Raw genomic sequence first — 14,656 nt, 5'->3', positions numbered from 1 at the left:
GTCAACAATTTTCGTATTTTTTTATTTTAATTGTTCTTTTAAAACTTCCGGAACTTTTGCAACCGCATCGTCGATGCCCTCCGGATTCTTACCTCCGGCCTGTGCCATATTCGGGCGTCCGCCTCCGCCTCCGCCCACAAGGGAAGCCACGGCTTTGATCAGATTTCCTGCATGTGCTCCTTTTTTCACAGCATCTTCCGTAGCCATTGCCATCAGAGATACTTTTCCGCCCATTGCAGATGCCAGTACAACCACACCTTCACCCAGTTTTTCTTTCAGCTGATCGCCCAGTTCCCGAAGCCCGTTCATATCCACGTCTTCGATCTTGGCTGCCAGAAGCTTCACGCCAGAAACCTCTGTTACCTGATCCATCACATCTCCCGCCGCATCTTTGGCCAGCTTACTCTTCAGGCTTTCCACCTCACTGCGGAGCGCCTTGTTTTCATTCTGAAGATGCTGGATCTTCTCTTCCAGTTTGTCCGGATTCGTCTTCAGAAGCTTCGAAGCCTTCAGAAGCTTTTCTTCCAGTTCTTTATAATAAACAGAAAGTCCTTTCGCCGTCAGGGCCTCTATTCTCCGGACTCCTGCTGCCACACCAGTCTCAGAAAGGATCTTAAATGCACTGATGGCCCCGGTGTTTGCCACATGTGTTCCTCCACAGAACTCGACAGAAAAATCTCCCATGCTGACTACCCGTACGATGTCTCCATACTTTTCACCGAACAGCGCAGCCGCACCGGTCTTTTTCGCTTCCTCGATCGGCATATTTTCCACCTTGACATCCAGATGCTTACGGATCTGTTCATTGACGATATCCTCTACCTTCTGAAGTTCTTCTGCCGTCAATGCCGAAAAATGCGTAAAGTCGAAACGCAGCCTGTCAGCATTCACAGAGGACCCTGCCTGCTCTACATGAGACCCCAGTACCATTCTGAGAGCTTTATGAAGCAGATGCGTAGCGCTATGGTTGTTGGCAGACAGCGCACGTGTCTCTTCATCTACCAGGAGCTCCGCGGTATCTCCTACCTTGACCATACCTTTGGTTACACGGCCCACATGTCCGATCTTGCCTCCCAGGAGCTTGATCACATCCTCCACCTGGAATTCGCCTTCTGCGGTACGAATCACTCCCTTGTCCGCCTCCTGGCCGCCGCTGGTGGCATAAAACGGTGTCTCACCAACAAACAAAGTGCCGGCCTGTCCTTCTGTCAGGGCGTCTACAAGTTCTGTCTCCGTAGTAAGCACGGTAATCTCTGACTGATAGGAAAGATGATCATACCCTACAAACACAGATGTTACAGACGGATCGATGGATTCGTACACCGTCACGTCCGCACCCATGTAGTTGGTTACCTCTCTGGCATCCCGGGCAGTCTTTCTCTGGATTTCCATGGCTGCCTGGAATCCTTCTTCATCCACATCGATTCCCTTTTCCTCCAGGATCTCTTTGGTCAGATCCAGCGGGAATCCATAGGTATCATACAGCTTAAAAGCCATTTCTCCGGAAAGGGTCTTCTCTCCTTTTTTCTCCAGCTCTGCCTCCATCTCACTTAAAATAGACAGTCCCTGGTCGATCGTCTTATTGAACTGATCCTCTTCCTTATCGATCACCTTCAGGATAAAGTCCTTCTTTTCCTCCAGCTCCGGATAACCATCCTTAGAGCCATCAATGACCGTCTGCGCAAGCTTGGTCAGGAATTTTCCCTGGATCGCAAGCAGTCTTCCGTGACGGCAGGCGCGGCGCAGCAGACGGCGAAGCACATATCCCCGTCCTTCGTTGGACGGCATGATTCCATCAGAGATCATGAAGGTTACCGAACGGATATGGTCTGTGATGACACGGATAGACACGTCGGTATCATATTCTTTTCCATACTCGGCATCCGCAAGACGGCTCACATGCTCTCTGAGCTCTTTGATCGTATCAACGTCGAACATGGAGTCTACATCCTGCACGATGCAGGCAAGACGCTCCAGCCCCATGCCGGTATCAATGTTCTTCTGCTCCAGCTCGGTATAATTGTTGTTTCCGTCGTTATCAAACTGCGTAAATACGTTGTTCCAGATCTCCATATACCGGTCGCAGTCACAGCCCACCGTACAATCCGGCTTTCCACAGCCATAGGCCTCGCCTCTGTCATAATAAACTTCTGAACAGGGGCCGCAGGGACCGCTTCCATGCTCCCAGAAGTTGTCCTCCTTGCCAAAGCGGAAGATCCGCTCTGTTGGAATACCAATATCCTTATTCCAGATCTCCCATGCCTCGTCGTCCTCCAGATAGACAGACGGATACAGCCTGTCCGGATCCAGTCCTACTACTTCCGTCAAAAACTCCCAGGTCCAGGCAATGGACTCCTTCTTAAAATAATCGCCAAAAGAAAAGTTCCCCAGCATTTCAAAGAATGTACCGTGGCGTGCGGTCTTTCCTACATTCTCAATGTCGCCGGTACGGATACATTTCTGGCAGGTGGTCACCCGCTTGCAGGGCGGGATCTCCTGCCCGGTAAAATAAGGCTTTAACGGCGCCATGCCGGAATTGATCAGAAGCAGACTCTTATCATTATGAGGCACTAAAGAAAAGCTTTTCATCGCCAGATGTCCCTTACTTTCAAAAAATTCAAGGAACATCCTCCTTAATTCATTTACTCCGTATTTCTGCATAACATCCTCCTAATAAATAAAGCGGACACACACAATGTGCATACGAGCCCGTGTCCGCTTCACCACTTTCTTGTGAGCACTAACCAGCTGTGCTCAGGCTATCTTTTAATTATAAAGAGAGCGCCAGCGTTTGTCAACGCCGGGGAATTACTCTAATTCAATTCGATCTCTTCCAGTTCCTTTGGCGGAATCTGTCTGGAGGATGCTTTCACAAAATCCTTGATCTTCTTCTGGGCCTTGGCAACCGGGATATTGGTTCCCGCTCCGGCCACGCAGCCGCCCGGACAGCCCATACCCTCGATCAGGCAGCCATTCATCTTTCCGGCCTTGGCAAGAGCCAGGATCTTCTTACACTCTGCCAGTCCTTCCGCATGTTCAATGTTGACGTCCACGTCCGGATAGTATTCACGGACACATTTTTCGATGGCCTCAGCCACGCCTCCTGCCACAGCATATCCTCTTCCCGCGCCGGTAGCGTTGTGGAAGGAAGACTCTGCTTCGTATTTTGTCAGGTCGATGCCCTTAGCGTCAAACATAGCCTGTAATTCCTCAAAGGTAATGACAAAATCCACATCACTGCGGACAGTCCGGCGCATCGCTTCCAGCTTTTTCGCCGCACAGGGGCCGATAAACACGACTTTGGCATCGGGATGCTGCTGCTTGATGGTACGGGCCGTAGCCACCATCGGCGTCAGCTCCTGGGACACCTCGTCGATCAGATCCGGGAAGTACTTCTTCGCCAGCATCGCCCAGGACGGGCAGCAGGAGGTCAGAAGGAACGGAAGCTCTCCGGTAGTTACCTTCTGTACATAATGATGAGCCTCTGCAACGGCTCCGATATCTGCTCCCAGCGCCACCTCATAAAATTCTGAGAATCCCATCTCCTCGAGAGCCGCCTTCAGATTTCTTGGTGTGATATTGTCCCCGAACTGTCCATAGAAAGCCGGCGCGATCTCTGCAATGATCTCGTCGCCTTCTGTCAGCGCACGTGCCAGCTGGAAAATCTGAGATTTATCAGAAATCGCTCCGAAAGGACAGTTGACCATGCACATGCCGCAGGACACACACTTGTCCGGATCTACATACGCCCGTCCCAGCTTGTCAGACGTAATAGCACCCACGCCGCAGGCCTGCGCACAGGGACGCTCTTTTTTTGCGATCGCATCATAAGGACAGACCGACTTACATTTTCCGCACTTGATACACTTGGACTGATCAATGTAGGATTTGCCCTTCACCATGGAGATCGCACCTTTAGGACAGACCTCCATACAGGGGTGAGCCAGGCAGCCTTTACACATGTTGCTGACCTCATAGCCCTTTTCCTCGCAGGCCTCGCAGGCCGACGGGATCACCTGCATCAGCGGCGGCTCGTAATATTTATCCGAAATATTGCTTGCCTCCATCCCGGCTGTCAGATGCACCGGCTTATCCTCCGGGCGAAGGGAAAGTCCCATCGCCAGACGAAGCCTCTCGCTTAAGATCGCGCGGGCGCGGTACACGCTCTCCCGGTATCTCTTCTCATCATTTACCATCCGGTATGGAATCGCCTCAACCTCATCATTCAGCGTCTCCTCAAAATTTTCTTCGTTTGCCCGGAATCCCAGCCTTGCAACCTCTTCAAACACCTGTCTTCTGAGTTTTCTGACTGTGGTATCCAATCCTCTGACCATATTTTTTCTCCTCCCGAATCTCTCTTAAACCGATTTTTACAATAAGATCATGTGATGTTCCCTGCAAAGCTTGCGCATCTCTTCCGGCCAGATACTGGCCTGGACCTCTCCGATGTGAGCCCGGTCCAAAAGCAGCATACACAGCCTGGACTGGCCGATCCCGCCGCCGATGGTATAAGGAAGCTCGCCGTTTAACAGCATCTTATGATAGGGAAGCTCTTTCCTGTCCTCACAGCCGGCTTTCTTCAGCTGTTCTTCCAGCGACTTTTCGTCTACGCGGATTCCCATACTGGAAATCTCCAGCGCGCATCCAAGAGTATCATACCAGAACAGAATGTCGCCGTTCAGTTCCCAGTCATCATAGTCCGGCGCACGTCCGTCATGAGGCTTCCCGCTTTTCAGCTTGTCGCCGATCTTCATAAGGAACACACATCCGTATTCCTTTGTGATCAGGTTCTCCCTCTCCTTTGGCGTCCGGTCCGGATAGCGGTCCTCCAGCTCCTGGGTCGTGATAAATACGACCTCGCTGGGAAGCTTCTTCACCGCCTGGGGATACTTGTACCATACTTCATGCTGCATATGCTTGATAATCTTAAACAGCGTCTTTACCGTTTCTTTTAATGTCTCTTCTGTCCGCTGCTCTTTAGTGATCACCTTCTCCCAGTCCCACTGGTCCACATAGCAGGAATGGAGATTATCCAGCTCCTCATCCCGGCGGATGGCGTTCATGTTTGTATATAAGCCCTCTCCCGGTTTGAAGCCGTACTCATGCAGCGCCATCCTCTTCCATTTTGCCAGAGAATGTACTACTTCCATGGTCTCCCCTTCAATACCTGCCATATCAAACTGCACCGGGCGTTCTACTCCGTTCAGATTATCATTGAGTCCACTGCTTTTTGACACAAACAGAGGGGCTGAAATCCTTTCAAGATTCATTTCTTTCCCAAGCTCCTTCTGGAATGTGTCTCTGATATACTTGATCGCTTCCTGTGTGGTCCGCACATCCAGGCGCGGATCATAATATTCTGGTAAGATTAATCCCATCTTCTTCTCCTCACTTCCTGTATCTTCTGTATGATTATAACCGATTTCCTAATGTGTTGTCTATGATTCCTCTCCAAACACGTTCTGCGCATAATAAACCGACTGCATTGCGTCTTTTCCATAAAAGTCAGCGCCGATCATATCCGCATATTCCTGGTTTAAAACGGCTCCGCCTACCATCACCTTGCAGTCCGGCTTTTCCCGGCGCAGAAGCCGGATGGTCTCTTCCATACTTGCCACGGTAGTAGTCATCAGAGCGCTTAAGCCTACCAGACGGATATCCTCATCTACCGCTGTCTGTACGATCAGCTCCGGATCCACATCCTTTCCCAGATCACGCACGTCAAAGCTATAGTTTTCCAGCAGCACCTTTACGATATTTTTCCCAATATCATGGATGTCTCCCTTGACGGTAGCCAGAATAACTTTTTGTTTCTTTTTTTCTGATCCGCCTGACGCAGCCAGATGCTCTTTCAGCACGCCAAAGGCTATTTTAGCCGCATCTGCACTCATCAAGAGCTGCGGCAGGAATACCGTCCCTTTTTCGAATCCCTTGCCGACGGCATCCAGCGCAGGGATCAGATGGCTGTCGATGATCTCTAACGGTGCAAGCGTCAGAAGAAGCTCTGTCGCGGCTTCTTTTGCCTCTTCCTTTAAACCTTTCTCAATGGCCGCCTGAAGGGTCAGCTCACTGTCTTTCTTTCCTTTAGGCGCCGCCGCATCTGTTCCTCCAAACCTCTGGATATAGGCCTCAAAATTCGGATCCTGATCTGTCAGCGCACAATATGCATAGTAGGAACGCATCATTTCCTCCGAGGAAGGATTGACGATCCCCGCACTCAGTCCCGCCTGCATCGCCATCGTATAGAAATGAGCGTTGATCACGGGACGGCTGGGGAGTCCAAAGGAAATATTGGATACCCCAAGTACAGTGCAGACGCCATACCTTTCCCGTACTCCCTTCAACGCTTCCAGCGTCACCTTTGCTCCCTCCGGATCAGAGCTGACTGTCATGGCCAGCACATCGATCACAAGATCCTTCTTCTTGATCCCATACTTCTCAGCCTCCCGGATGATCTTTCCAGCGATCCGGATCCTTCCCTCTGCCGTGGATGGGATCCCTTCCTCATCTAAGGTCAGACCCACTGCCACGCCTCCGTATTTTTTGATCAGAGGGAAAACCGCATCCATGGACTCCTGCTTTCCATTGACGGAGTTTACCATCGGCTTTCCGTTATAGATACGCATGGCTGCTTCCATCGCTTCTGTATCAACCGTATCGATCTGAAGCGGAAGACTGGTCACGCTCTGAATCTCTGTCACCACTTCTTTCATCATTTCTGATTCATTGATATCCGGAAGACCTACATTTACATCCAGGATATGGGCGCCCTTTTCCTGCTGTGTAATCCCTTCCTTCAGGATATAATCAATATCATGCTCCTTCAGGGCTTGCTTTAACCGTTTCTTACCGGTGGGATTGATCCGTTCTCCTATGATCAATGGCTTTTTTCCCAGGATCACTGCCTGTCCATAGGAAGAGACTACCGTCTCTTCTTCGGCCTCCACATGTTGTACACTCCTTCGTCCCAGCGTTTCGATCATCTTCCGGATATGTGCCGGAGTGGTCCCGCAGCAGCCGCCTGCTACAGCCGCTCCGCCCTCCACGATCTTTTCCATGACAGACGCAAACTCCGCCGGATCCACATCGTAATACACCGCTCCATCCTTCTGTTTCGGAAGTCCTGCATTGGGTTTTACGATCACCGGCACCGAAGTATGGGAGACAATCTCCTGAAAGATCGGCAGCATCTGTTCCGGCCCCAGGCCGCAGTTGATGCCTAAGGCATCCACTCCCAGACCCTCCAGCATGGCTACCGCAGAGCGCACGTCTCCGCCTGTCAGGAGCCTTCCCTTCTCATCAAAGATCATGGTGGCAAATACCGGAAGATTCGTCTGCTCTTTCGCAGCCAGCACCGCAGCCTTCATCTCATAGGTGTCGCTCATGGTCTCAATATGGATCAGATCTGCACCCGCCTCCTCACCGCAGCGCATGACCTCTCCGAAAGTACGCACAGCATCTTCAAAATCCAGATCCCCCATCGGCTTTAAGAGCTTTCCGGTGGGCCCCACATCCAGCGCCGCATAGACCTCCCTGCCATCATGAACGCCCAGGGACGCCGCTTCTTTTACATGAATGACCGCCGCCGTCACGATATCGCTAAGCTCATAGGAAGAATCCCTGAATTTCAGTGCATTGGCCCCAAAGGTATTCGTCAGTACAATGTCGCTTCCGGCTTCAAAATACTGGCGGTGGATCTCGATCACTTCTTCCATGTGTTCGATATTCCAGACCTCCGGGAGTTCCCCTGCCTTCAGGCCCTTCTCCTGAAGAAGTGTGCCCATTCCTCCGTCAAAATATAATACTTCTTTACCTAATCGTTCCCTTATCATCTGTCTGCTCCTTTGTCTGTCACTTCTAGCTGTCTCTTCTGTAGAGGCAGTCCGTCTTTCCACACTCCTCACAGCCCTTACTGTGGCAGGGCGTCTCCTCCCTGCTGATCCCGGCAAGGGCCGTCACGGATTTGGACGGCGTCAGCATATAACCGTCAGTCATGGAAAGCCCGATCGTCTTGGCAGTGTCCAGCATCCGCAGGATAGGCTCCTGGCAGAGAATGGAAAAATCTCCATAGCCCGGACTGAATCTTGGCCTGAGATACTGTCCTGTTTCCGCAAGTTCTGCACGCCTTTCTTCCTGCCATTTATCCAGATACTCCTCCAGAAGCGCCGCGGCGCAGGCCTGCAGTGTCACAGACCTTGCCATCTCTCCTACGGCATACCGCCGCAGCAAAAGATCCACCCTGGTTCCAAGCGTAGCCCCTAACAGGAACACAGATTCACATCCCTTCAGATTTCTGCTCAGACTGTGGCTTTTTATCTTTAATCCATCGATCATCAGTTCATCACCGTCTGCTAGGCACAAGTTAAAAATGCGATAGACGATTCGTTTATCCGCCGCTTCCGAAAGCTCCTGAAAGGAGCTTTCGATCAGCAAAAGCGTATCCTCATCTACCGCATGGTTTCCATACCCCAAATAGCGAACGGCCTCTCTCGTTCTTTTATCCATACGAAAATCCTTTATACTTTTACAATCTTTGAAAGATTATTCATGATCGCCGCAGCCACCTCGGGCTTGTTCATCGAATAAACATGGACGTGGTTAATGCCATTGGCAAACAGATCAATAATCTGATCTGTCGCATAGGCGATGCCAGCCTGCTGCATAGCCTCCTTGTCATCTCCAAAACGGTCTACCACCGCGCGGAACCTCTCAGGCAGTGCGGTTCCGGAAAGAAAACCGATCCTTTTGATCTGGCTTCCGCTGGTAACCGGCATGATTCCCGGAATCACCGGAACCGTGATCCCCTTTTCCCGGATCCGGTACAAAAAGTTGTACAGGATGGAATTATCAAAAAACATCTGTGTGGTCAGAAAGTCCACGCCACAGTCTACCTTGTGCTTCAGGTTAATGATGTCATCGTTTTTATGCTCTGTTTCCACATGTCCTTCCGGATAGCAGGCAGCTCCAATGCAGAAATCTCCCTGCCCTTTGATGTCCTCGATCAGCTCGCTGGCATACCGATAGTGATCCGGCAGCGGAAAGTCGCTGTCCTGCGGAATATCCCCCCGCAGCGCCAGAATATTTTCAATCCCCTGCTCCTTCAGTTCATCGATCACCTTATGTACGGTTTCCTTTGTAGATGACACACAGGTCAGGTGTGCAAGGCTTGTCACGCCCAGCTCATGCTTGATCCTGGATGCGATCTTCACCGTATTTTTGCTGGTTCCCCCACCCGCTCCGTAAGTCACACTGATATAGGAGGGATGGAGATCTGCGATCGCTTCCGTGGCCTTCATCACGCTATCAAATCCGGCATCCGTCTTCGGCGGAAAGATTTCAAATGAAATATGAGGTTCACTGCTTTTCAGTATTTCTTTGATCTTCATAAAATGTACTCCTTCTTGCTCTTACATGCTGTCGTATAATTCTTCGTACTGTTTTGCAGAATTTTTCCACGAGAAGTCCTTCTGCATTCCTCTCTCTACGATCTTGTTCCAGTCTCTCTTTTTATCATAGAAGATCCGTTCCGCATAGCGCACTGTGCCAAGCATCTCATGAGCATTGTAATTCATAAAGCTGAATCCGGTTCCCGTCTTCTCGTACTCATTATACGGTTCCACAGTATCCTTAAGTCCTCCGGTCTCACGTACGATCGGAACCGTGCCGTAGCGCAGGCTCATCAGCTGGCTTAAGCCACAGGGTTCAAACAGCGACGGCATCAGGAAAGCATCGCTGCCCGCATAGATCTTGTGGGACATAGCCTCAGAATAATAAATATTTGCAGAAACTTTGCCGGGATACTTCCAGGCAAAATGCCGGAACATGTTTTCATACTGCTCCTCTCCTGTTCCCAGCGCCACGATCTGGACCGCATCCTGGCACAGCTCGTCCATCACATAGGCTACCAGGTCAAATCCCTTCTGATCTGTCAGTCTGGATACAATGCCTATCATCATCACCTTATTATCCTGCTCCAGACCCAGTTCCTTCTGGAGAGCCAGCTTGTTCTTTACCTTCTCTCTCCGGAAATTATCCACCGTGTAGTTCTTCTCTATAAACGAATCAGTGGCCGGGTTGTACTCCTCATAATCAATACCGTTCACAATACCTGACAGGCAGTTGGAACGGGCGTTCATCAGTCCGTCCAGCTTTTCTCCATAGAACGGCATCTTGATCTCTTCCGCATATGTATTGCTCACGGTAGTGATCCTGTCCGCATATACAATGCCGCCCTTCAGGTAATTGGCATCCTTATAAGCCTCCACCTTGTCCGGCACGAAATAATACTGCGGCAGCCCGGTAATATCCCGGACACGCTTCGTGTCCCAGGTGCCCTGGAACTTCAGGTTGTGGATCGTCATGATCGTTTTGATCCCCCGATAGTATTCATTGCCGTACCGGAAATTATCGAGGAAGACCGGGATCAGCCCTGTCTGCCAGTCATGACAGTGGATAATGTCCGGGCGGAAATCAATAAGCGGCAGAGAACTTAACACTGCCTTGGAGAAAAATGCAAACTTTTCAATATCTGCATAAATATCCCCATAAGGAGCATATCCGTTAAAATAATACTCATTATCTATAAAATAGAATAAGATTCCTTCGTATTCCAATTCCAGGATCCCGACATACTGCTTTCTCCAGTTCAGGTCCATATAAAAGTGCGTATGATACTGAAGCTTATCCTTCCACTCCTGCTTCATGCACATATACTTTGGCAGCATCACCCGCACATCGTATTTTTCTTTGTCAAAATATTTCGGAAGAGAACCGACAACATCTGCCAATCCTCCGGTTTTGATAAACGGTACCGATTCTGAAGCTGCAAATAATATTTTTTTCATGGCTTTCCCTCCCAACCTCGCAATCTATACCTATTATATCCTATTTTTTTTCAGAAGGAAAGCATTAGTTTTTCGTTTCTAATCGTATCGTGTCTGCGATCAAGGCGATAAATTCAGAATTTGTCGGTTTCCCTTTCCCGTTGCTGACCGTATATCCGAACAGATGATCAAGCGTGTCCAGCTTTCCCCGGCTCCACGCCACCTCGATGGCATGGCGGATCGCACGCTCTACCCGGCTGGCCGTCGTCTGATGCATCTTTGCCACTGTGGGATACAAAACCTTTGTGATCGCATTCAGTACATCCATATCCTCCACTGCCATCATAATCGCGTCTCTCAGATAGTGATAGCCTTTGATATGCGCCGGAATCCCGATCTCATGGATCATGTCCGTCACCCTGGTCTCCAGGCTGATCTTCGGTGCCTGCGCCGGTGATGCGGACGCACTGCATACATCCGCTCCTCCCTGGCCCCGCGGTTGTCCGGCCAGCTTGATCCTGCTTACGATCATATCATTCTGAAAAGGCTTTAAAATATAGTAATTTGCTCCTTTTTTGAAGGCATCTTCCGTAATTCTCTCCTGGCCAACCGCAGAGATCACGATGAATCCGGGATGCTTTTTAAGCTCCTGATCCCGGTTCACCGTCTCCATAACGCTTAAGCCATCCATCTTCGGCATAATCAGATCCAGCAGGACCACGTCCGGCTGTTTTTCGCGGATCATCCGGTACGCATCTTCTCCATTATTCGCCCTGCCCACCAGACGCAGCTCGTGATCGCTCTCCACGATTTCGCCAAGCAGGTCCAGAATTCGTTCGTTGTCGTCGGCGATTGCCACGTTTATTTCACTCATTTTGCCTCATGCCTCCTTCTCCCTACATAAAAACCGTCGAGATAAATTATATAATCTGACAAGAGCCAAGGCAAGAAATTGCTGTCGGAAAACCGAAACAATTCTCGACACTTTTATGAGGATTCGACATTTTCCAGCATGTTTTCGATGAAAATCCCATACCCTTTGGATGAGTCCTGGACAAATACATGGGTCACTGCCCCGACAAGTTTCCCATTCTGGATAATAGGGCTTCCGCTCATTCCCTGGACGATTCCTCCTGCCGCCTCCAGCAATTCCTGATCCGTCACCTCCAGGATGATCCCTTTGTTGACCTCTTTTGCCCCCATGTCAACTTTTGTAATACGAATCTCATATTCTTTCACTTCCCCTTCTACCGCACACCGGATCACAGCAGGTCCCTCCTCAATCTCTTCCTTTTTCGCTGTCTCCATCGGTGTCTGGTCACCAAAAAGCGCGTCAATCCGGTCAATCTTTCCATAGATTCCCGTCTCTGTATTCTTCGTAATGCTCCCCAGCACATTATAATTATTATATATGATAATGCCTTCCATGCCGCCGGGGCTCCCGCTGGTTCCTTTCTGGACATCCTTGATGCTGGTCTCATAAACGGTTCCTCCGGATGTTTCAAGCAGAGTATTGGTATCTACGTCATGGATCCCGTGTCCCAGTGCCCCAAACTGGCTGCCCGCATTTAAAAAGGTGATCGTCCCAAGGCCCTGGGCATTGTCCCTGACCCATATCCCAAGCTTATAGTGATGATCTTCGCAGAGAACTGCCCGCATTTTAAGGTCCACAGCCTCTCCGGAACGCAGGACCGTAAGGATCACCTCCTCGTCCTCCAGATTCTCTACCGCCTCTACAAGCCGGGATTTATCCCGGATCTCTTCCCCGTCCATGGCAATAATATAATCTCCGGGAGTTACAAGATTTTCTGCCGGTTCATGCGGCATGCCGTCAATTCCGTCGATGGCTTCCGTTCCCAGCACCATCACACCTTCCGTTTCCAGATATATCCCGATCGGCATCCCTCCGGGGATCACCATCTGAGTCCCGGCTGTATCCGCGCTCACCTCCTGCTTCATCTGCTCCTTAAAGTCCCGGATCAGATAGTAGCTTCCGCCCACAGCTACCGTAAAGGTCGCGATCATGATCAGAATTCTTCGATACCAGTATTTTCTCATTCATCTTCCCTCACATAAAAAAGATAGATGCCAGCTTTGACATCTATCTTATTATGTGACATTTTTCTGTTTTTACTCGGTCCCGCGCAGACTCTTTTTCTTTTCTCTGGCCAGCGAGCGCATTTCTGCCGCGCTCTTTTTCACGGTATCTGTAATCTCGGCGCCGCCCAGGATCCTTGCCAGCTCTTCCTGCGACTCTTTCTCGTCAAGAAGGCTGATAGCGGTGCGGGTATCCCCATTCTCTGTCCGTTTCTCAATCCGGTAATGATGGTCTGCCATGGCCGCGATCTGGGCCAGATGAGTAATGCAGATCACCTGATGAACGTTTCCGATCAGCGCCATCTTTTCCGATACCTTTTGCGCAGTCCTTCCGCTGATCCCCACGTCGATCTCGTCAAAGATCAGTGTTTCGATATCATCCTTCTTTGCCATGACCGTCTTAATGGCAAGCATGATCCTGGAAAGCTCTCCGCCGGAGGCCACTTCTGAAAGAGGGCGAAGAGGCTGTCCTTCATTCATGGAAATCCGGAACTCTACTTCATCGATTCCCTCCGCCGTGTAATCGGCAGTTTCTTCAAAGTGGATGACAAAGCTGACCTTTTCAAAGTTCAGTTCCTTAAGCCCTTCCTCGATCTCGGTTTCCAGAAGCCCCGCCTGCTTTTTCCTGATCTTTGAGAGCTTCAATGAAGCCTTCTTCAGCTCTTCTTCCGCTTTTCTGCATCGCAGGCTTAAGTCTTCCACATACTGGTCATAGGCCTCCAGCAGCGCGATTCTTTCCTCCTGCTTTTTGCAGTATTCCAGAATACTCTCGATCTCATTCCCATATTTGGTCTTCAGATGGTTGATCTCATTGAGCCGGTTCTCTGTCTCATAAAGCTCTTCCTCAGAAAACTCACAGGTCTTTCCATATTCTGCCAGTTCCCGGTTAAAATCATTGAGCAGGCTGTCAATTTCGGAAAGCTGTCCGTAGAGTCCGGAAGCAGTCTCATCGTATTCCGCTGTCTCAGAAAGAGCTCGGATCGCCCGGCTTAAAAGTTCGCTTGCATTTTCATTGCCTGTGCTGGTATAACCATAGGCCTCCCAGATGCCGTCCGCGATTCTTTTGGCGTTTGACATCCTCCGGTACAGCCCTTCCAGTTCTTCATCTTCCCCGGGTCTTAACTGTGCATCCCTGATCTCCTGCACTTCAAATTTCAGAAAATCCAGTTCTTTGGCCCTCTGGGCCTCGTCAGTCTGGGAATCCTCCAGTTCTTTTTTTAAAGCTTTATACGCATGGAACAGGCTTTGCGTTTCTTCCTTTTCCTTCTCAATGGATTCTCTGGCATAGGCATCCGTAATCCCCAGATGATTTTTCCTGTACAGAAGAGACTGGTGTTCATGCTGGCCGTGAATATCGATCAGAATGGCCGCTGCTTCCTTCAGAAGTGAAATAGGCACCGTCTCTCCGTTGATCCTGCTTACGCTCCTGCCGGCCATCATCCGCCTTGACAAGGTGACGATCCCTTCTTCCGGATAAATATCCAGTTCTTTTAATTTCCGGATCTGTTCCTCATTTTCCAGGCAGAAGGTGATCTCCACAAACCCATACTCTGCGCCGGGTCTTAAGATATCCTTGTGATACCGGGCACCCAGCGCCAGATTCACAGACCCCAGTATAATGGACTTACCCGCACCGGTCTCACCGGTCAGGATATTAAGCCCGTCCTGGAACTCCACCTCGATCTCGTCAATCAGTGCCAGATTTTTTACATGTAGATTCTGTAACATTCTGCCTC

The 14,656-nt window shown here is 50.1% G+C and carries 10 protein-coding genes; all 10 read right to left on the bottom strand.

Annotation, left to right across the window (positions count from 1 at the left end):
- Positions 1-21: 21 nt before the first annotated feature.
- Positions 22-2,661 carry an alanine--tRNA ligase gene (alaS, locus tag BKD12_RS09865; RefSeq protein WP_070089148.1) on the bottom strand — a complete coding sequence of 880 codons (2,640 nt, stop codon included), beginning with the start codon at positions 2,659-2,661 and terminating at the stop codon, positions 22-24.
- Between the two features lie 152 nt (positions 2,662-2,813).
- The gene (locus tag BKD12_RS09860) at positions 2,814-4,334 is read right to left on the bottom strand and encodes a 4Fe-4S dicluster domain-containing protein (protein WP_070089147.1); all 1,521 of its coding nucleotides are present in this window, start codon (positions 4,332-4,334) and stop codon (positions 2,814-2,816) included.
- 36 nt (positions 4,335-4,370) lie between these two features.
- Positions 4,371-5,378 (bottom strand): aspartate--ammonia ligase, encoded by a 1,008-nt coding sequence (gene asnA / locus BKD12_RS09855; RefSeq protein ID WP_070089146.1) that lies wholly within the window; start codon positions 5,376-5,378, stop codon positions 4,371-4,373.
- A 60-nt stretch (positions 5,379-5,438) separates the two neighbouring features.
- A complete protein-coding gene (locus tag BKD12_RS09850) occupies positions 5,439-7,832 on the bottom strand; it encodes a homocysteine S-methyltransferase family protein (protein ID WP_070089145.1) in 2,394 nt (797 codons plus the stop codon).
- A 25-nt stretch (positions 7,833-7,857) separates the two neighbouring features.
- On the bottom strand, positions 7,858-8,505 hold the full coding sequence (locus BKD12_RS09845) for a Vitamin B12 dependent methionine synthase activation subunit (protein WP_070089144.1): 648 nt from the start codon (positions 8,503-8,505) through the stop codon (positions 7,858-7,860).
- A gap of 11 nt (positions 8,506-8,516) precedes the next feature.
- On the bottom strand, positions 8,517-9,386 hold the full coding sequence (gene metF, locus BKD12_RS09840) for a methylenetetrahydrofolate reductase [NAD(P)H] (RefSeq protein ID WP_070089143.1): 870 nt from the start codon (positions 9,384-9,386) through the stop codon (positions 8,517-8,519).
- A 21-nt stretch (positions 9,387-9,407) separates the two neighbouring features.
- Positions 9,408-10,844, bottom strand: coding sequence for a glycogen synthase GlgA (gene glgA, locus BKD12_RS09835; RefSeq protein WP_070089142.1), 1,437 nt, complete (start codon positions 10,842-10,844; stop codon positions 9,408-9,410).
- A 64-nt stretch (positions 10,845-10,908) separates the two neighbouring features.
- The gene (spo0A, locus tag BKD12_RS09830) at positions 10,909-11,697 is read right to left on the bottom strand and encodes a sporulation transcription factor Spo0A (protein WP_070089141.1); all 789 of its coding nucleotides are present in this window, start codon (positions 11,695-11,697) and stop codon (positions 10,909-10,911) included.
- A 113-nt stretch (positions 11,698-11,810) separates the two neighbouring features.
- Positions 11,811-12,881 carry a SpoIVB peptidase gene (gene spoIVB, locus BKD12_RS09825; RefSeq protein WP_070089140.1) on the bottom strand — a complete coding sequence of 357 codons (1,071 nt, stop codon included), beginning with the start codon at positions 12,879-12,881 and terminating at the stop codon, positions 11,811-11,813.
- 72 nt (positions 12,882-12,953) lie between these two features.
- The gene (gene recN, locus BKD12_RS09820) at positions 12,954-14,648 is read right to left on the bottom strand and encodes a DNA repair protein RecN (RefSeq protein WP_070089139.1); all 1,695 of its coding nucleotides are present in this window, start codon (positions 14,646-14,648) and stop codon (positions 12,954-12,956) included.
- Positions 14,649-14,656: the final 8 nt, after the last annotated feature.

The sequence above is a fragment of the Merdimonas faecis genome (assembly GCF_001754075.1).
GTDB lineage: Bacteria > Bacillota > Clostridia > Lachnospirales > Lachnospiraceae > Merdimonas > Merdimonas faecis.
Note: the sequence above shows the minus strand (reverse complement) of the source record. Positions and strands in the feature narration are given on the sequence as shown.